Consider the following 17,460-nt stretch of genomic DNA (forward strand, 5'->3'; position numbering starts at 1 on the left):
CAAGGTCAGCGCAGGCCCGAGAAACGGATGTCCTGCACACGGCCATAGCGGATGTCGCAGGTGAACTTGCCCTGGTCATAATAACCGCCGCGGCCCCAGCGTCCGCCGTAGCCGTCGCGGACGACAACGCGGCCCTTCACCTTATACCCGTCACGCTTGCGATCGATGCTCGTGACCTGGGTGACGTCGGTGTTGCCATAACGGCGGCTGCCGCGTTCGACCGCGTTCACGCACTGGTTCACCGCGCTGCGGCTGTTGCCATAGCGGCGATAGTCATAGCCGTAGCCGTAACGCGGATCATCATAGTAGCCGCCGCGATAGCGATCGTCGTAACGATAGCGATCGTCGTAACGGTCATAGCGGTCGTTGTCGCCGCTCGACAGGATCGCGGCGAGGCCGCCGAGCACGACGGCACCGGCGATCACTTCGCCCGCGCTGATCCCGTCGCGGTCGTACCGGTCGCGGGCGGCAGCGGGGGCGGCGCTCATCAACATCGCGCCAGCGGTGGCCGCACCAATTGCGGCCTTGGTCAGGTTGGTCTTGATAGCCATGGTTCGGTCTCCTTCAGGCGCAGGCGGCGTCGTCGCAGCCTGTTGGAGACGGTTTAGCGATTCGCGGGTGACGCGGTGCTGAACCCCGCGCTTATCTGGCGTTCAGCCTTGGTTTTTCTGGCGTTCAGCTTCAAAGCGAAGGGCCGCGCTACCCAAAGGTGACGCGGCCCCCGCGCAAAGTCTTGATCAAGGGGCAGGTTCAGCCGAAGCTGACGTCGACGACGCGGCCGTTCCGATAGCTGCACCCGAAACTGCGGACCTCGCCGCCGAGCCGCGACGCGGTGCCGGTGACGTACCAGCCGCCATTGTTCGCCTCGGTGCCGTCGATGCGATCGACGCGCGCGTCGTCGCCCATTTCGGCCTCGACCGCCCAGCTGCATGCATCGGCGGCGCGGCGCTGGACATCGCCATTGTCATAGGGGCGCGCCTCGCCGGTTTCGGGGCGGTCGTCGACCGGCGGCACATAATCGCTGTCGCGCTGGTCGTAACGCTGATTGTCGCGATACGGCGGATCGTAACGATAATCGGGCGCGCGCTCGCGCTTGTCCTTGCTTGCGGCGCTGGCGATTGCGGCGATGGTGCCGATGATCAGCAGGCCGCCGAGCACGTCGCCGGTGCTGATCCGGTCGTGATGGCGATGGCCCCAGCCGCCATGGCGCGACCGCGCTTCGGCGGGAACGGCGCTGAAGCCGACCGAGGTGACGACGACGGCGGCCGCGGCGGCAAGGCTGGTGAATTTACGCATCGAGGGATGCTCCCCAAGAATGGGCAATGGATGGTTTGGCCCGGAATGCCGATGTTCTAGGGCGCCGATGCTTTCTCGCCGCTGAACCGTTGTTCTAGCGCGACGGGGCGAGCGCCGACATTGAAAAGGCCCGCCATCGATACGATGGCGGGCCTTTGGACCAGACATAGGTGACCAGACCTATCCGGGTGGATCAGCAGACGCAGCGCGGCTTCGCCTTGGGTTTCGGTTTCCACTTTTTCTTCGCCGCATAGCGTTTGCGCACCGGCGCATTTTCATAATAGGTGCGCGTCGTCGTCTCGACCGTTTCGGTCACGACCGGCGCGCCGCCAGTGATGATCGTCGTGACCACGACGCCGGGGGTATAATAGCCGTAACCATAGCCATGGCCGCTGTGATAATAGGCCGTGCTGCTGTGATGCGAACCGCGGCTCGACCACCAGGCGTCGCATTTTTTCTTGTCGGCGGCATCGCCGATCGCGGCACCGGCGAGCGCGCCGAGGCCGCCGCCGATCAGCGTGCCGGCGGTGCGATCACCGCGCCCGGCGATGCGGTTGCCGACGACGCCCCCCACGACTCCGCCGACAACCGCGCCGCCCACCGTGCCCCCCCGGCCACAGCGGCGTTCCATTTCTGCGTCGTGCCGCGGGTCGTACCCGCCGCCATAATATCCGTGATGCGGCGGCGGCGGGTAACCCGCGCCATGCCCCTCGACCGTGCCTTCATAGCTGCCGTCGTAACGGCGACCGTCGGGCGCTTCATAGGTGCCGTTCCAGGTGCCGGTCCAGCGGCCCTCGGCGTCGTAACCCGACACGCGGCGATATTCGACTTCGCTCGGTACCCGATCGGCATGGCCGGTATAGACGCGGACGTCGGGGTCGGAAGGCGCGCCATAATCGAGCGCCGGGCGCGGATCATGATTATACAAAGCGCTGCCCGCCACATCGGTGGCGGCGCGCGCGTCGATCATCGGCGCTTCGGCATGGGCACGGCCCGCCAGCAACAACGACCCTGCGGCCACCCCCAACAACACGAACGTACGCATGTCTAACTCCCTGTTCCCTCGGCCCGAACCGATTGGTTAACAGCTTGTTAGCAAAATTGGCGGCTTTTCGCGAATCCGTTAACCCTGAGCTTTGCGTCCCGATTTGGGTCAGATGGGGCGCCGAGCTAGGCCAGCGCCGCGGCAATCCGCGCCACCAGCGCCTCGGCCCCCGTCTGATCGGCGGCCGAAAACCGCCCCGCCAGCGGGCTGTCGAGGTCGAGCACGCCGACCAGCCGGTCGCCCGCGATCACCGGCACCACCAGTTCGCTGCGGCTGTCGGCGTCGCACGCGATATGACCGGGAAAGGCGTGGACATCGTCGACGCGCTGCGTCGCGCGCAGCCGCGCCGCAGCGCCGCACACGCCCTTGTCCAGCGGGATGCGGATGCAGGCGGCCTTGCCCTGGAACGGGCCGAGCACCAATTCCTGCCCATCAAAGCGATAGAAACCCGCCCAATTTAGCTCGGGGATCGCCTGCCAGATCAGCGCCGCGACATTCGCCATATTGGCGATGCCGTCGGGCTCCCCCGCGACCAGCGCCGCGGCGGCGTCGCCCGCCTCGGCCCAGCGTTCGGCGGGGTCGGTGGCGGTAAATGCGAGCGCATAGGACATTATTCGACCGTCAGCCCGGTCCACTTCGCCGCGAACGCATATTTGTCGGCGGCCTCGGCGATGATCTTGTCGGTTGGTTTGCCCGACCCGTGGCCGGCGCGGGTTTCGACGCGGATCAGATGCGGCTTGTCGCCCGCGTTCGCATGCTGGAGCTGCGCGGTATATTTAAAGCTGTGCCCCGGCACGACGCGGTCGTCGGTGTCGGCGGTGGTCACCAGCACCGCGGGATAGGCCGCCCCCGCCTTGATATTATGATAGGGCGAGTAGCCGAGCAGGTTACGGAAATCGGCTTCCTTTGACGGATAGCCATAATCGTCGACCCAGTAGCGCCCGGCGGTGAAACGGTCGAAGCGCAGCATGTCCATCACCCCCACCGCGGGCAGCGCCGCGGCGAACAGGTCGGGGCGCTGGTTGGTGACCGCACCGACGAGCAGGCCGCCGTTCGACCCGCCCTCGATTGCGACCTGGCCTTTGCCGGCAATCCCCTCAGCGATCAGATATTCGCCCGCGCCGATGAAATCGTCGAAGACGTTCTGCTTGTTGGCGAGCCGCCCGGCGTCGTGCCACGCTTTGCCATATTCGCCGCCGCCGCGCAGGTTGGCGATCGCCAGCACCCCGCCCTTGTCGACCCACGCCAGACGGGTGGGCGAGAAAGCGGGGGTCATCGACACGTTGAAGCCGCCATAACCATACAGCAATGTCGGCGATCCCTTGCTGCGGTCGAGGCCCTTTTTCATCACGATGAACATCGGCACCTCGGTGCCGTCCTTTGATTTGTAGAAGCGCTGCTCGACGCTGAAGTCGGCGGGTTTGAAGGTCAGCTTGGGTTCGGCGAAAATCTCGCTTTTGCCGGTCGCGGTGTCGAGCCGATAGATCGTCGTCGGCCGCGCATAGCTGGAGAAGGAATAGAATGTTTCAGGATCGGTCGACTTGCCGCCGAACCCCGACGCCGACCCGATGTCGGCCAGCTTGATCGCCGCGACCTTCTTGCCGTCGAGGCTGACCATCTCGGCCTGCGATTTCGCATCGCCCAGGTAGGACAGGATGATGCGGTCACCGACGCGCGAGGCGCCGACCAGCGTATTCTCGCTCTCGGCGACCAGCTCGGTTAGCTTGCCGGGCTTGCGGATGTCCATCGCCACCAGCCGCTCGCGCGGCGCGCCCTTGTTGGTGACAAAGGTGAACAACGGCCCCTGGTTGGTGACATAGTCCCAGTTGTTCGCGAAATCGTCGACCAGCGTGATCGGCTTGTCCACGCCCTTGGCGCTCACCGGATAGAGCGTCAGCCCCAGCCGCGCGTCGGTGCCTTCGGATCCGAACACCAGAAGATATTGCCCGTCGTCGGTGACGATCGCGCTGTTGTTGAGCTTGGGCCTGGCGGGAGTGGCGTGGATCAGCACGTCGGCGCTCTGCGGGGTGCCGAGTTTGTGGAAATAGACGCTGTGATTTTCGTTGAGCGACTGGAACGCGCCGCCCGCAGCGGGTTCGGGGAAGCGCGAATAATAAAAGCCGCTGCCGTCCTTGGCCCAGTCGAGCGCCGAAAACTTCACCCAGCGCACTTCGTCGGACAGATCCTGGCCGGTCGCGACGTCTTTCACCCGCACGATCCGCCAGTCGGTGCCGCCGTCCTGCACCGAATAGAGCAGATGCTTGCCATCTTCCGACGGGTTCCATTCGGCGAGCGCAGTGGCGCCATCCTTCGCCCACAAATTGGGGTCGATCAGCACCCGGCCTTCGCCCTTCAGTCCCTCGCGGACATACAGCACCGACTGCGGCTGGAGCCCGTCGTTGCGCGTGTAGAAATAGCGCGTCCCCGCCTTGGTCGGCAGGCCGAAACGCTCGTAATTATACAGCTCGGTCATCCGTTTCTTGAACGTGTCGCGGCCGGGCAGGGTGGCGAGATAGGCGTCGGTGACCTTGTTCTGCGCCGCGACCCAGTCGGCGACCTTGGGATTGACGCGCACATCGTCTTCCAGCCAGCGATAGGGATCGGCAACATCGACCCCGAACTGCGGATCGACCGTGTCGCCGCGCGCGGTGTCGGGATAGGCGAGCGTCGGCGCTGGGGTTGCCGCGACCGCGGCTTCGGCCGCGTGGAGCGCCGCCGGGGTCATCGAAAGGGCAACCAGCGCCAGCGGCGCGAACAGGGCTTTACGGGACATGGCAAGGCGATCCTCATGATCCGGGGGAAATTATCGTGCGCCGATATGTAAGGATGGAAAAGCCGGGGGCAAGCGGATTTGTCCCGCGTCGCTCGCCGCCGGGCGCGGCGCCGCCCATTTTCCTATTATGCCCGACTATGTGCCGCGGTGGGTCAGAAATAATAGTGTATCAGTTGTTTAGGTCTAAAGATGAGTTTCAATTACAGTATTGTTGGGTATCCAACTTGTCAGTTATCGCGTGTCGATTTACCTGAGTCGCCGCAGCCACGGGTCGCAATTGTTCGGGCTGCGTAACCTGAAGGGATATTCCCGATGAAAGCGACCCACGACTTAGCGACCAAATTTTCCTCCGCACGTTTCGACAAGGGCCGAATGAAGGCCTTTGCCGAGCATGTCGCAAAGATCGAAGCGAGCGGCGACATCCAGATCATCGACATTCTCGACAACGGCATCCCGCCGTTCGAGGATCTGGCGAGCGTCCATTTCAAGGTGCCGCGCACCAAGATCGGCACGATCCTCGGCGATCTGCTCGGCGCGGGGACGCTCAACCCCAGCGTCATCATCAACGGCATTCCGGCCGAACGGCTGGTCAATGTCCATCTCGCGGTGCGTGGGCACTGACCCTTGGTCGGTGCCATTGCGAGCAAGACGGTTCAGGTTCACCTGAACCGTCGTTGCAACCTCGCCTGCGCGCATTGCTATTCGGCTTCGGGGCCGCGTGAAACCGAAGAATTGCCGGCGGGCGCGCTGATCCGTTTTCTGGAGGAGGCCGCGAACGAAGGTTACGGTGTGGTCGCCTTTTCAGGCGGCGAGCCGTTTCTTTACGAGGATTTTGTCCCAGTGCTGGCGGCGGCGAAGGCGTTGGGACTGCGGCGCCTCGCGGTCACCAACGGCACCGTGCTGACCGGACGGCGCGCGGCGGCGCTGGCGCTGCTCGATCTGGTGGCGGTGAGCGTCGACGGCCGCGAGGCGGTCCATAACCGCATCCGCCGGTCCCCCACCGCCTTCGCGCGGATGCTGAAGGGGCTCGACGTCGTGCGCGGCGCGGGGCTGCCCTTCGGCATCGCGCACACGGTGACCCGCGACAGCCTGGCCGATCTGCCGTGGATGGCCGAGTTCGCGGTGACGCAGGGCGCGCGCATCCTCCAGCTGCATCCCCTCGGCATGGTCGGCGTGGCCCAAGAGGGACTCGCGGGCGGCGGGCTCGACGGCGAAATCCTTGCGCGGACCTGGCTGACGGCGCTGGCGTTGCAGGCCGACCATGGCGAGCGGCTGGCGATCCATGTCGATCTGTTCAACCGCGCAACGCTCGCTGCGCGGCCCGATCTGGTGGTGCCGGGTGAGGGCGACGAAGCGGGCCATTCGCGGCTTTCGGACATCCTCAACCCGCTGGTCGTCATGGCAAATGGCGACCTCAGCCCGATCTGCCACGCGATGGACCCGTCGCTCCGTCTGGGCCGCCTCGGCAGCGAACCGCTGCCCGAAATCGCCCGCCGCTTCCGCCAGACGACGCTCGGCGACCTGCGCGCCTTGTGTCAAAGCCTGTGGCAGGAGGTCGTCGACGACGCCGATGGCTGGCCCTATCTCAACTGGTACGAGCTGCTCGAAACCCGCGCGCAGCTACAGCTGGTGCATTAAGCGGGCGCGATCCTTTGCCTGCCCGCAGGTCGTGATCCCCAGCGCCGCAAAATCCTTCGCCGACTCGGCCAGCGTCAGCATTCCTGCACAGACCCGCGCGCCCGGCTCGGGCGGGCGACCATCCCGAAACCGCCGCAGCATCGCCAACGCCGCGAGCACGGGCACATAGGGTCCGCGATTGCCGTCGGCGCGCAGCGTCCAGCGCGCGTGGGCGGGAACGCCGCGCGCATCCTGCCCGGACACAGTCACGTCCATCGCCCCGACATCGCTGCCGAATGGCAGCAAAAGTTTCGCGATCGCCAGCAACGGCCGCGACGCCGGGCGCAGGCTGCGTACCCACCCCCAGCGCACCGGCCATGCCAGCAGCGCCAGCCCCAGATGAAGCAGGCTCAATTCCATCCCGGCGAAGAACTCGGCGCTGTCCTGCGGGGCGTAGCGCGCGACGAGCAGGTCTTGCTCGGGCGTGTCGCACACGCTTGCCCAGCGGATGCCCACCCCCGGCACCGCCCAGCGCTGCGTCATCCCCCATCCGGGCACATCGGTCCACACGCCGCCGCGCCACACGCGCACCGGATGGCCGACATAGGACAGGATCGCCTGCACCACCGCCAGCCCGCGCGGTGCGCGGTTGCCGGGAAAGATGCCGATGCGGATGTTGTCGATGCCCGTCCACCCGGCGGTCAGCGCGTCGATCACCGCATGGGACAGCGCCGGGATCGAGCTCGCGCCGCAGGTCACGCTGACCCCCGCGGCTTTTGCCGCCGCATCATGATTACCGATCGCCGCAACGAACGCGCGCCCGTCGGCCAGGTCGATATAATGAACCCGCGCCGCGATCGCCGCCACGATCACCGTCGGCGCCGACGCCTGAAACGGCCCTGCGGCATCGACCACGACATCGAACCCGGCGAGGTCAGCGCCGGTCACCCGCTCCCGGTCGAGCACTCGCACTGCCAGCCCGCCCAGCCGCGCCGCCAGCGCATCGAGCTTGCCCCGGTCGCGCGCCGCCAGCGTCAGCGCGATGCCGGGTTCCAGCACCGCGCGCTCGGCCAGCCGGCTCCCGAACACTCCCGTCGCCCCGATCAGCAGGACGCGCAGGTCAGCCATCGCGGAACAGTCCGTGCTGGTTGACCAATTCGCCCAGCCGCGGGTGCGTGACCTTGAGATCGAAGGCGAAGCAGCCGCTACCCAGATGCTGGTGCGTGACGACGGTTTGCCCCGGCATCAGCCAGCCGGGCAGCTGCAGCCGGACGCCGCCGCGCCGCCAGAAATAATGGTCGGAGGTGAAAATCAGCGCATCGCCCTCGGCGCGCACGGTCAGCGCCATGCCGAATCCGCCGCCGATATGCTCTTCCAGCCCCGTCGCGCCCGAAAAGCTCTTGGCGCTGTGGATCACCTGCGGATGCCCGCGCGCCCGGCCGTACAGCCGCGTCCAGCATTGCCCGCCGCTCTGCCGGTCCTCGCTGACCGCCACCGCGGCGGGGGCGGGACCGCTCGCCGCCAGCGGCAGCGGCGCGCCGATCAGGCGGCACAGCTGGGCGAGGAGCCAGCCCGCACGCGACAACCGCGTCCACACGATCTCGCCGCGATAGGTCGCACTCGCCATGCCCGTCAGCCGCTTGGAAAAACGCCGCTGCACATCCGCGGGCAGCGCGTCCCAGGCGGCACGTGGCACAAGGCGGCGAAAGCGGTCGTCGGTGCGGGCTTCGCGGTCCTCTCCGCCCTGTTCGCGCGAACTGGGGGAGGGGGCTTTGATCCTGTGACTATAGCCCAATCGCCGCCCCATCATTCGTCTCCTACCCGGCGTCCCTGCCGCCGTCTTTGCCGCGACCGGGGCGCCAGTTGATCAGCTTCGTCACCCCGGCGCCCAACTTGATCAGCCGCATCAGCGCGGGTTTGGGAACGTTCAGCATCTCGTCGTGCCACCGGCTCATCGTCGTCACAAAATCGAGCATATCAGCGAGCCGCGCCTTGGCCCCGGCGCTCAGCTCGGGATCGCTCGCCGCGCGCGTGACGCACGCTTTCAGCGCCGCTTCGGCGGGATCGATCTCGCGCGCCTTGCGCCCCGCCGCGATCCGGGTCACCATTTCCCAGATGTCGGTTTCGGCGGCGAAATGGTCGCGCCGGTCGCCCAGCACCGGCACCCGCTGGATCAACCGCCAGCCGAGCAGCTCCTTGATCGAGTTCGACACGTTCGACCGCGCTAGCCCCAGCATGTCGGCAATTTCTTCGGCATGCAGCGGGCGGTCGGACACGAACAACAGCGCATGGATTTGCGCCACCGACCGGTTGACCCCCCACTGCCCGCCAAGGTTTCCCCAATGGAGGATGAACTCGGTCGCGGCCGGGGACAGTTTCGACTCATGTTCGATAATTTCTGTCATAACAGAAATATCAGGCATGAAGGATTGAATGTCAATGGCGGCGGTGTGGCAGCTGCCAGTGCGTCGCTGTTCAGATGGAACTATAGCCCTGCGCCTGTCGAAGGGCGCTTCAACCGAATGTGCCCTAAAACTCGATCAAGATTCGGACCTTGTCGGGCGTGGTGCCGACGACGCGGGCGATGTGGGCGCGGCTTTCGGCGAGCATGTCGGGCGAAAATTCGCGGCCGTCGCTGCCCAGCAGCTCGGCGACCGACACCCCGAGCAAGACGCCCAGCGCTTCGACGCGGCCATGGCGCGGCCGGGTGCGGTCCTTTTCCATGCCGAGACCGCGGGCACGCTGACATCGAGCGCCGCCGCGAGCTGCATCTGGCTGAAGCGGCGGGTCACCCGCAGGCGCCGCAGCCGGGCACCAAAGCTTTCGGTCCCCGCAGGGGTCGGTCGCGGTAAGTCCGCTGCTATTCGGTCACCGGGCATCGGGCGGACGTTGCTTTCGCTCGTTATCCGCCCTTGGATACACCAGCGGCATTGCGATGCGCCGTGCTATTATGTGCGAGTACACCGACGAGCGGGCGACGCTCGCGAATGCGCCACCGCAAACGAAAAAGGGCGGCCATCCTTTCGGCGGCCGCCCCTGATCTTGTCCGGTCAGCGCGAAGCTCAGGCTTCGGCCATATCCTCGTCAAACTGCTCGACCGGGCCCGAATCCTGACCCTTGGCATCGACGTCGCGATCGACGAGTTCGATGATCGCCATCGGCGCCGCGTCGCTGGCGCGGATACCGGCCTTGATCACGCGAGCATAGCCGCCGTTGCGGTCCTTGTAGCGCTCGGCGAGGGTGTCGAACAGCTTGACCAGCTGGGTGTCGTCCATCAGGCGGCTCATCGCGAGGCGACGGTTGGCCAGGCCACCGCGCTTCGCCAGCGTGATCAGCTTTTCGATATAGGGACGCAGTTCCTTCGCCTTGGCGACGGTCGTCGTGATCTGCTCATGCTTGATGAGCGAGGCCGACATGTTGCGGAACAGGGCCGTGCGGTGCGCGCTGGTGCGCTGCAGCTTCCGGCCACCCGATTTATGACGCATGATAAATTCCTTCGTTTGTCAGAGGGGCCGTGCGAGGTACCCCAAGCCAGGTCGATTGCGGGCCGACCCATTCCCGTGGCGATGACGCCCCGGCGAACCGGGGCGCTATCTGATTAACCGAGCAGCTCTTGTTCGAGCTTCTTGGCCATTTCTTCGATGTTTTCCGGCGGCCAGCCGGGGATGTCCATGCCCAGACGCAGGCCCATCGACGACAGCACTTCCTTGATTTCGTTCAGCGACTTGCGGCCGAAGTTCGGGGTGCGCAGCATCTCGGCTTCGGTCTTCTGAACCAGGTCACCGATATAGATGATGTTGTCGTTCTTCAGGCAGTTGGCGCTGCGGACCGACAGTTCGAGCTCGTCGACCTTCTTGAGCAGGAAGCGGTTGAGCTGGTTGACATCGCTCTCGTCGGCGGTGGTCGGCGATGCCGCCATGCCGATCATGCCGCTGTCGTTCATCGCTTCTTCGAAGTGGACGAAGACCTGGAGCTGGTCCTGAAGGATGCGCGCGGCATAGGCCACGGCATCTTCCGGGGTGATCGTGCCGTCGGTTTCGACGGTCAGGTTCAGCTTGTCATAGTCCAGTTCCTGACCGATGCGGGCATTGTCGACCTTATAGGCGACCTGGCGCACCGGCGAGTAGAGCGAGTCGACCGGGATCAGGCCGATCGGCGCGTCGATCGGACGGTTGGCGGTCGCGGGGACATAGCCCTTGCCGGTGTCGGCAACGAGTTCCATGTTCAGCGTCGCACCATCGTCGAGGTGGCAGATGACGTGGTTCGGGTTCATCACCTTGATGTCGCCCGACACCATGATGTCGCCAGCCTTGACGGTTGCGGGGCCGGTCGCCGAAAGCTGGAGCCGTTTCGGGCCTTCGCCTTCCATCTTGAGCGCGATCTGCTTCACGTTGAGCACGATGTCGGTGACATCTTCGCGCACGCCGGCCAGGCTCGAGAATTCGTGGAGGACGTTCTCGATCTTGATCGACGTGATCGCCGCACCCTGGAGCGACGAGAGCAGCACGCGGCGCAGCGCGTTGCCAAGCGTCAGGCCAAAGCCGCGCTCGAGCGGTTCGGCGACAAAGGTCGCCTTGCGCTTGCCGTCGCTGCCAGCCTTGATTTCCAGGTTGCTGGGCTTCTTCAATTCCTGCCAGTTCCGGATATTGACAGTCATGGTCTTCCCTTTGCTTTTGGCGGGACGAATTGGGGGTCGACCAATTTGTCCGGCGTTAGGAGTTTGACGGATGCCGCCCCGGAAATGGGGCGCATCCGAAGCAGGCGTCAGACGCGGCGGCGCTTGGCCGGGCGGACACCATTGTGCGGGATCGGGGTCACATCGCGGATCGAGGTGATGTGGAAACCGACGGCCTGCAGCGCGCGGAGCGCCGATTCACGACCGGCGCCCGGGCCCTTCACTTCGACTTCCAGCGTGCGGACGCCATGTTCGGCGGCCTTCTTGCCGGCATCTTCGGCGCAAACCTGCGCCGCATACGGGGTCGACTTGCGGCTTCCCTTGAAGCCCATCATGCCGGCGCTCGACCAGGCAATCGCGTTGCCCTGGGCGTCGGTGATGGTGATCATCGTGTTGTTGAAGGTCGCGTTGACGTGGGCGACGCCCGACGAGATGTTCTTGCGTTCGCGCCGACGAAGGCGCTGCGGTTCACGAGCCATGATATATTCCTAACCTAAATCCTGAATGGCCGGTGGCGGGCGATGCGCCGCTGCCCCGGCAGGGGAAATAAGGAAGCGCGCCCGGATGGACGCGCTCAAACCTTATTTCTTCTTACCGGCGATCGCCTTAGCCTTGCCCTTGCGGGTGCGCGCGTTGGTGTGCGTGCGCTGGCCGCGAACCGGCAGGCCCTTGCGATGACGCAGGCCGCGGTAGCAGGCGAGGTCCATCAACCGCTTGATGTTCATCGCCGTGTTACGGCGAAGATCACCCTCGACGGTCAGGTCGGCGTCGATCGTTTCACGGATCTGCAGCACTTCGGCGTCGGACAGATCCTGGACGCGGCGCGTCTGGTCGATCCCCAGCTTGGTGGCGATGTCGACGGCGGTCTTGCGACCGATGCCGTGGATGTAGGTGAGCGCGATGATCACGCGCTTGTTGGTGGGCAGATTGACGCCCGCGATACGTGCCATTGGGTACTTTCTCCTGCTCCACAGGGCCGTAGGCAATCGGCCCCATCTCAAAGCGTCTGATTTCCAACGCAAAAAACGGACCACGAATGCGCGCGATGCGCTTCGCCGTCCGGTCAGGCTGTCGGAATGGTCGCGCAACTACGGCGAGTCGGGCCGATTGTCAAGCCGACTGCGGTGGTTTGCCCGGCGTTTCGACCGTCAGGATGCGGATGTAAGAGCGACCGCGCGATCGTGCAAGCGATCGACCACCGCGGCGTGGATTCCGGGGGCGCAGGCGATGACGCCAAAGGCCTGCGCGCGCGGGGTGTTGAACTTTAGCGGCGCTCCGAACGCATCGGTGACGGTCGCCCCCGCCTCGGTCGCGATGAGCGCGGCGGCGGCGACGTCCCATTCGAACCCCCAGCGCAGCGTTGCCACCAGATCGGCACGGTCGTCGGCGACCAGCGCCATGCGCAGCGCGATACTATTCGGCTTGGTGACGATCACCAGGTCGCTGTCGACGCGCGGCAACGCATCGGCGGGGACGCGCGATCCGGCGAACTCGGTTCGGCGGCTGGCGTGCAGCGTCTCGCCGTTGAGCTGCGCACCCTGGCCCTTTTGCGCGACCCACAATTCGTCGAGCGCGGGGGCGTAAAGGATGCCGAATTCCGGGGCGCCATCGATCACCAGCGCGACCGACACGCACCAGCCGGGGCGGCCGCGGATGAAGTCGCGGGTGCCGTCGATCGGATCGACGCACCACATCGCTCGGCACGCCAGCCGATCGGAATTGTCGGCGGTTTCTTCGGACAGCCACCCCGCTTCGGGCACCATCGCGCCAAGCACCGCCTTCAGCCGCGCATCGACCGCCAGGTCGACGTCGCTGACCGGATTGTCGTGCGACTTGTTCCAGACATTGACCGCTTGCCCCTCGCCGCGCCAGCGCGCCATCGCCATGTCGCCGACCTCGCGGGTCGCGGCGATCGCGGCTTCGAGGTTGCGGCCGGGCATCCGTCGCTGCTCAGCTCGACGCGACGGTCATGCCGTCGATACGCAGCGTCGGTGCGTTGATGCCATGGCGGAATTCCAGGTCGTTCGCCGGGATCAGCGCCGCAAACATGTCGATCAGATTGCCCGCAATGGTGAATTCGGCGATCGGCCCGGCCATGACGCCATCCTTGATCAGGAAGCCCGACGCGCCGCGGCTGTAATCGCCGGTCACCGGATTGACGCCATGCCCGATCAGCTCGGTGACATAGACGCCGTCGGCGATGCCCGCCATCAGCGCCGCGGGCGTCGCGCTGCCCGCCGCGAGGTGCAGGTTGCTTGCCCCCACCCCCGACGCGCCGCCGCCGCGGCTGGCATGGCCGGTCGGGGTCAGGCCAAGCTGCTTTGCCGACGCGGTGTCGAGCAGCCAGCCGGTGATCTTGCCATCGGCGACGAGATCGCGCGCCGCGGTCGGCAGGCCTTCGCCGTCGAAGGCGCGGCTGCGCAGACCGCGCGGCCGGTGCGGTTCGTCGCGGATGACGATACCGCTGTCGAACAATAGCTGGTCTTCCTTGCCGAGCAGGAAGCTGGTGCCGCGCGCGATCGCGGGACCGGCGATCGCGCCGAGCAGATGGCCGACGATGCCGCCGCTGACGCGCGGATCGAACAGCACCGGCACCTTGCCGTTCGGTGCCTTGCCGGGGTTGAGCCGCGCGACGGCGCGGGTACCGGCGCGCTCGCCGATGTCGGCGGCGCTTTCGAGGTCGGCCAGATGGTGCGCGCTGTGCCAGCCATAGTCGCGCTGCATGCTGGCGCCTTCGCCCGCGATGACGCTCGCCGACAGGCTGTGGCCGCTCGACCCGTAACCCCCGGCAAAGCCATGGCTGGTGGCGAGCGCAAAGCGCGTGCGGCTGTGGCTCGCGCTGCCGCCTTCGCTGTTGGTCACCCCGGCGACCGCGCGCGCCGCTTCTTCGACCGCCAGCGCGGCCGCGCGCAGCGCCGCCGGATCGGCGTCGCTGCCGTCATCGAGGTCGAAATCGGGCACCACGCCCTTGAACAGCAATTCTTCGGGGGCGAGTCCGGCATAGGGATCTTCGGGCGCCTCGCGCGCCATCGCGACACAGCGTTCGACCAGCTTGGTCAGCTCGCCCGCATCCATGTCGGCGGTCGACACGCTGGCGCTGCGCTGGCCGACAAAGACGCGCAGCGAAATATCCTGCCCCTCGGACCGCTCGACATCCTCGAGCGCGCCAAGCCGCATCGAAACCGACGTGGCGGCGTTGCAATAATAGAGCGCATCGGCGGCATCGGCGCCGGCCTTGGTGGCGGCGTCGCACAGCAACTGCGCGCGATCGAGGGCTTCGGAAACGGTCAGCATCGCCGCGCCCTATACGGCGCGCGGCAGGGCGTCAAACTTCGTCGCGGCAGGCTTATTTGACGATCGCGGCAATCGCGTCGGTGGCGGCCATCGCGCCGCTGACCCACAGAAAGGGCAGCGTCAGCGCCGCAACCCACAGCCGGCGGACATCGCGGCGAAAGCGCGCGTGCAGGCCCCAGCTGGCGAGCGCCTGGCGGCTGAGGTGGTACCAGCGCCGCTCGGTCGAGCGTGCGACGGGGACGGCGATGGCGAGCAGCGCGACCAGTGCGACGACGATCAGTGCCGACGAGGCGCCCGCGGCGATCGCGCTCGATACCAGCCATATCTGCAATGCGGCAAAGGCGACCAGCGCGGTCGCGGCGTGCCAGGTCATTCGGCGGCCAAGACTCCGTGCTGCCGGCACACTAGGTGACGTGCGCCGCCACAGGCGCGGTCCGAATGCTGATGCCATTTTTCAGCCCCCTTAGGCTGGCGATTCCCAGAACGCCACGATTTCAGCCCAATATTCCCAAGTCAAGACAGGCTGGCACCGATTCGTTAACAATTCCGCTCAATTCACCCCGGATTCACAACCAAATCGCGCCGGATCGCGAAAAAAGCTGCAAATTTGGTGCGGTGAACCGATCGCCTACGGGCAAGGCGCCCCGGAAACGCGGCGGGCGGTGGTCGAACGCGCGGCGCCGTTCGTCGAAGCCTTGCATCCGAAGCGCCCCCCGGTAGCGTCTAGATCCAGTCTATCTGCTTCATGCAACACGGGGAATATTTCATGCGCTATCTGGCCTTTCTCGCCGCCCTGACCTTGCCGCTCGCCGCCGCCTCGGCCGCCGAGGGCGACAAGCCGGCGGTCGAACCCAAGCCCGCGGCGCTGATCGCCGACGGGGTTCCCGAGGTGCCCGCCGAGCTGTCGGCAGCGACGCGGCCCTATATGGAAAATCGCGGCGCGGGTTTTGTCGGCTGGAACCCGGCCGACAAATCGATGCTGATCGCCACCCGGTTCGGCAACACCGCGCAGCTCCACCGCGTCGCGATGCCGATGGGCGCGCGCAAGCAGCTGACCTTCGAGGCCGAGCCGGTCGGGTCGGGCAGCTGGGCGCCGCAAAAGGCCGATGTGATGCTGGTGCAGAAGGACATCGGCGGCAACGAGTTCTTCCAGATCTATGCGATGAAAAACGGTCGGCTCGACCTGCTCACCGACGGCAAGAGCCGCAACGGGCTCAATGCGTGGAGCAAGGACGGCCAGCTCGTCGCCTTTACCTCGACGCTGCGCAACGGCCGCGACAGCGACATTTACGTCATGGACCCGCGCGATCCCAAGACGCGGCGGATGGTGGCCGAGGTCAAGGGGGGCGGCTGGGGGCTGCTCGATTTCGCCGCCGACAAGAGCTGGGCGCTCGTCGGCAAATTCACCTCGGTGCAAAAGGCCGACCTGTTTCGCCTCGACCTCGCCAGCGGTGCGATGACGCCGATCGGCGACCACAGCAAGACGGTGGCGCTCGGCGGTGCGACGTTTGCCCCCGACGGCACGATCTGGATGACCAGCGACGAAGGCGGCGATTTCCAGCGGCTCGGGACGCTCGACCCGGCGACGGGCAAGTTCACCCCCAAAGGTCCGGCGGAAAAATGGGATGTCGACACGTTCGACATCGCCGACGACGGCAGCTTCATCGCCTATGTCGTCAACGAAGCGGGGACGTCGAAACTGCGGCTGTTCGATCCAAAGTCGGGCGCGGTGCGCACCGTCGACAAATTGCCCGCCGGGATCATCGGCGGGCTTGAAATCGCGCCATGGGGCGAAATCGGCATCACCTTCACCTCGGCGCGCAGCGCCGCCGATGCGTTCAGCGTCGATCCCAAAACGCTGGCGATCACCCGCTGGACCGAAAGCGAAACGGGCGGGCTCGACGTCACGCAGAATGTCGAACCCCAATTGGTGAAGGTGAAAAGCTTCGACGGGCTCGAGGTGTCGGGGTTCCTCTATCGCCCCGATCCCGCCAAATTCCCCGGCAAGCGCCCGCTGATCATGAGCGTCCACGGCGGTCCCGAAGCACAGTCGCGGCCGGGCTTCATGGGGCGAAGCAACTATCTGCTCAACGAAATGGGGATCGCGCTTTTCTATCCCAACGTCCGTGGTTCGACGGGGTACGGCAAGACCTTCGTCAGCCTCGACAACGGGCCGTTCAAGCGCGAGGATAGCGTCAAGGACATGGGCGCCTTCCTCGATGTGCTGGCTAAAGACAAGGGCCTCGACGCGGCGCGCTTCGGGCTGACCGGGGGCAGCTATGGCGGCTATATGTGCTATGCCGCCGCGACCCATTATGCCGCCAAGCTGCGCGCGAACCTGTGCGTCGTGGCGATTTCCAACTTCGTCACCTTCCTGGAGAATACCCAGGATTACCGCCGCGACCTGCGCCGCGTCGAATATGGCGACGAACGCGTGCCCGAACAGCGCGCCAAGCTGACGGAAATCTCGCCGTTGACCCGGGTCGCCGACATCAAGAAGCCGCTGTTCGTCGTCACCGGCGCCAACGACCCGCGCGTTCCCGCCTCAGAGGCCGATCAGATCGTCGCCGCGATCCGCAAGAATGACGGCACCGCCTGGCATCTGGTCGGCACCAACGAAGGTCATGGCTTCGCCAAGAAGGAAAATGCCGACTATAATTTCTGGGCGTCGCTGCTGTTCTGGAAGCAATATCTGCTGAATTGATCGCGCCCGCCAAACACATCGCCATTACGAGCGTAGCGAAGCAATGACGGCGTGCG

General features: G+C 65.9%; 19 protein-coding genes. 3 read left to right on the forward strand and 16 right to left on the reverse strand.

Annotated features, from left to right (window positions below; translation table 11 throughout):
- Positions 1-5 precede the first annotated feature (5 nt).
- From ACTIFP_RS13835 to ACTIFP_RS13855, 5 genes are all read right to left on the reverse strand, one after another.
- Positions 6-551: a hypothetical protein gene (locus ACTIFP_RS13835; protein WP_439569298.1), complete on the reverse strand. Its 546-nt coding sequence runs from the start codon at positions 549-551 to the stop codon at positions 6-8.
- A 199-nt stretch (positions 552-750) separates the two neighbouring features.
- Positions 751-1,296, reverse strand: a complete 546-nt coding sequence (locus tag ACTIFP_RS13840; protein ID WP_439569299.1) for a hypothetical protein — start codon at positions 1,294-1,296, stop codon at positions 751-753.
- A gap of 193 nt (positions 1,297-1,489) precedes the next feature.
- Entirely contained in the window at positions 1,490-2,341 is an 852-nt protein-coding gene (locus ACTIFP_RS13845) for a glycine zipper 2TM domain-containing protein (RefSeq protein WP_439569300.1), read from the reverse strand.
- 125 nt (positions 2,342-2,466) lie between these two features.
- On the reverse strand, positions 2,467-2,952 hold the full coding sequence (locus tag ACTIFP_RS13850) for a GAF domain-containing protein (RefSeq protein WP_439569301.1): 486 nt from the start codon (positions 2,950-2,952) through the stop codon (positions 2,467-2,469).
- A complete protein-coding gene (locus ACTIFP_RS13855; protein ID WP_439569302.1) occupies positions 2,952-5,114 on the reverse strand; it encodes a prolyl oligopeptidase family serine peptidase in 2,163 nt (720 codons plus the stop codon). Before ACTIFP_RS13855 ends, ACTIFP_RS13850 begins: the two co-directional genes overlap by 1 nt.
- Before the next feature lie 312 nt (positions 5,115-5,426).
- Between ACTIFP_RS13855 and ACTIFP_RS13860 the strand changes: the two genes are divergently transcribed.
- Complete coding sequence (locus ACTIFP_RS13860) at positions 5,427-5,735, forward strand: hypothetical protein (RefSeq protein WP_439569303.1); 309 nt, start codon at positions 5,427-5,429, stop codon at positions 5,733-5,735.
- Positions 5,736-5,738: 3 nt separating this feature from the next.
- A complete protein-coding gene (locus tag ACTIFP_RS13865) occupies positions 5,739-6,752 on the forward strand; it encodes a radical SAM/SPASM domain-containing protein (protein ID WP_439569304.1) in 1,014 nt (337 codons plus the stop codon).
- Here ACTIFP_RS13865 and ACTIFP_RS13870 read toward each other — a convergent pair.
- From ACTIFP_RS13870 to ACTIFP_RS13920, 11 genes are all read right to left on the reverse strand, one after another.
- Entirely contained in the window at positions 6,735-7,859 is a 1,125-nt protein-coding gene (locus tag ACTIFP_RS13870; protein WP_439569305.1) for a saccharopine dehydrogenase family protein, read from the reverse strand. The two genes, ACTIFP_RS13865 and ACTIFP_RS13870, sit on opposite strands and share 18 nt — an antisense overlap.
- Positions 7,852-8,427 carry a DUF4166 domain-containing protein gene (locus ACTIFP_RS13875; protein ID WP_439569306.1) on the reverse strand — a complete coding sequence of 192 codons (576 nt, stop codon included), beginning with the start codon at positions 8,425-8,427 and terminating at the stop codon, positions 7,852-7,854. The genes ACTIFP_RS13870 and ACTIFP_RS13875 overlap by 8 nt, the downstream gene beginning before the upstream one ends.
- A gap of 121 nt (positions 8,428-8,548) precedes the next feature.
- Complete coding sequence (locus ACTIFP_RS13880; protein ID WP_439569307.1) at positions 8,549-9,136, reverse strand: GbsR/MarR family transcriptional regulator; 588 nt, start codon at positions 9,134-9,136, stop codon at positions 8,549-8,551.
- 124 nt (positions 9,137-9,260) lie between these two features.
- Positions 9,261-9,455, reverse strand: coding sequence for a hypothetical protein (locus ACTIFP_RS13885; RefSeq protein WP_439569308.1), 195 nt, complete (start codon positions 9,453-9,455; stop codon positions 9,261-9,263).
- Between the two features lie 338 nt (positions 9,456-9,793).
- Entirely contained in the window at positions 9,794-10,216 is a 423-nt protein-coding gene (gene rplQ / locus ACTIFP_RS13890) for a 50S ribosomal protein L17 (RefSeq protein ID WP_439569309.1), read from the reverse strand.
- Positions 10,217-10,329: 113 nt separating this feature from the next.
- The gene (locus ACTIFP_RS13895) at positions 10,330-11,388 is read right to left on the reverse strand and encodes a DNA-directed RNA polymerase subunit alpha (RefSeq protein WP_039576660.1); all 1,059 of its coding nucleotides are present in this window, start codon (positions 11,386-11,388) and stop codon (positions 10,330-10,332) included.
- 107 nt (positions 11,389-11,495) lie between these two features.
- Complete coding sequence (gene rpsK, locus ACTIFP_RS13900; RefSeq protein ID WP_003040416.1) at positions 11,496-11,885, reverse strand: 30S ribosomal protein S11; 390 nt, start codon at positions 11,883-11,885, stop codon at positions 11,496-11,498.
- Positions 11,886-11,987: 102 nt separating this feature from the next.
- Positions 11,988-12,356, reverse strand: coding sequence for a 30S ribosomal protein S13 (gene rpsM, locus ACTIFP_RS13905; protein ID WP_439569310.1), 369 nt, complete (start codon positions 12,354-12,356; stop codon positions 11,988-11,990).
- Positions 12,357-12,554: 198 nt separating this feature from the next.
- The gene (locus tag ACTIFP_RS13910) at positions 12,555-13,346 is read right to left on the reverse strand and encodes an inositol monophosphatase family protein (protein ID WP_439569311.1); all 792 of its coding nucleotides are present in this window, start codon (positions 13,344-13,346) and stop codon (positions 12,555-12,557) included.
- 10 nt (positions 13,347-13,356) lie between these two features.
- Positions 13,357-14,700: a TldD/PmbA family protein gene (locus tag ACTIFP_RS13915; protein WP_439569312.1), complete on the reverse strand. Its 1,344-nt coding sequence runs from the start codon at positions 14,698-14,700 to the stop codon at positions 13,357-13,359.
- Between the two features lie 52 nt (positions 14,701-14,752).
- Complete coding sequence (locus tag ACTIFP_RS13920) at positions 14,753-15,073, reverse strand: hypothetical protein (protein WP_439569313.1); 321 nt, start codon at positions 15,071-15,073, stop codon at positions 14,753-14,755.
- 393 nt (positions 15,074-15,466) lie between these two features.
- Here ACTIFP_RS13920 and ACTIFP_RS13925 point away from each other — a divergent pair, with 393 nt between their 5' ends.
- On the forward strand, positions 15,467-17,404 hold the full coding sequence (locus tag ACTIFP_RS13925; protein ID WP_439569314.1) for a prolyl oligopeptidase family serine peptidase: 1,938 nt from the start codon (positions 15,467-15,469) through the stop codon (positions 17,402-17,404).
- Positions 17,405-17,460: the final 56 nt, after the last annotated feature.

This window comes from Sphingopyxis sp. (assembly GCF_051861155.1).
Classification (GTDB): Bacteria; Pseudomonadota; Alphaproteobacteria; order Sphingomonadales; family Sphingomonadaceae; genus Sphingopyxis.

Coding starts and splice junctions, on each gene's coding strand:
- ACTIFP_RS13855 (WP_439569302.1), bottom strand. CDS start 5,114: ATGTCCCGTAAAGCCCTGTTCGCGCCGCTGGCGCTGGTTGCCCTTTCG.
- ACTIFP_RS13910 (WP_439569311.1), bottom strand. CDS start 13,346: ATGCCCGGCCGCAACCTCGAAGCCGCGATCGCCGCGACCCGCGAGGTC.
- ACTIFP_RS13925 (WP_439569314.1), top strand. CDS start 15,467: ATGCGCTATCTGGCCTTTCTCGCCGCCCTGACCTTGCCGCTCGCCGCC.
- rplQ (WP_439569309.1), bottom strand. CDS start 10,216: ATGCGTCATAAATCGGGTGGCCGGAAGCTGCAGCGCACCAGCGCGCAC.
- ACTIFP_RS13835 (WP_439569298.1), bottom strand. CDS start 551: ATGGCTATCAAGACCAACCTGACCAAGGCCGCAATTGGTGCGGCCACC.
- ACTIFP_RS13840 (WP_439569299.1), bottom strand. CDS start 1,296: ATGCGTAAATTCACCAGCCTTGCCGCCGCGGCCGCCGTCGTCGTCACC.
- ACTIFP_RS13860 (WP_439569303.1), top strand. CDS start 5,427: ATGAAAGCGACCCACGACTTAGCGACCAAATTTTCCTCCGCACGTTTC.
- ACTIFP_RS13880 (WP_439569307.1), bottom strand. CDS start 9,136: ATGACAGAAATTATCGAACATGAGTCGAAACTGTCCCCGGCCGCGACC.
- ACTIFP_RS13895 (WP_039576660.1), bottom strand. CDS start 11,388: ATGACTGTCAATATCCGGAACTGGCAGGAATTGAAGAAGCCCAGCAAC.
- rpsK (WP_003040416.1), bottom strand. CDS start 11,885: ATGGCTCGTGAACCGCAGCGCCTTCGTCGGCGCGAACGCAAGAACATC.
- ACTIFP_RS13915 (WP_439569312.1), bottom strand. CDS start 14,700: ATGCTGACCGTTTCCGAAGCCCTCGATCGCGCGCAGTTGCTGTGCGAC.
- ACTIFP_RS13885 (WP_439569308.1), bottom strand. CDS start 9,455: ATGGAAAAGGACCGCACCCGGCCGCGCCATGGCCGCGTCGAAGCGCTG.
- ACTIFP_RS13845 (WP_439569300.1), bottom strand. CDS start 2,341: ATGCGTACGTTCGTGTTGTTGGGGGTGGCCGCAGGGTCGTTGTTGCTG.
- ACTIFP_RS13870 (WP_439569305.1), bottom strand. CDS start 7,859: ATGGCTGACCTGCGCGTCCTGCTGATCGGGGCGACGGGAGTGTTCGGG.
- ACTIFP_RS13850 (WP_439569301.1), bottom strand. CDS start 2,952: ATGTCCTATGCGCTCGCATTTACCGCCACCGACCCCGCCGAACGCTGG.
- ACTIFP_RS13920 (WP_439569313.1), bottom strand. CDS start 15,073: ATGACCTGGCACGCCGCGACCGCGCTGGTCGCCTTTGCCGCATTGCAG.
- rpsM (WP_439569310.1), bottom strand. CDS start 12,356: ATGGCACGTATCGCGGGCGTCAATCTGCCCACCAACAAGCGCGTGATC.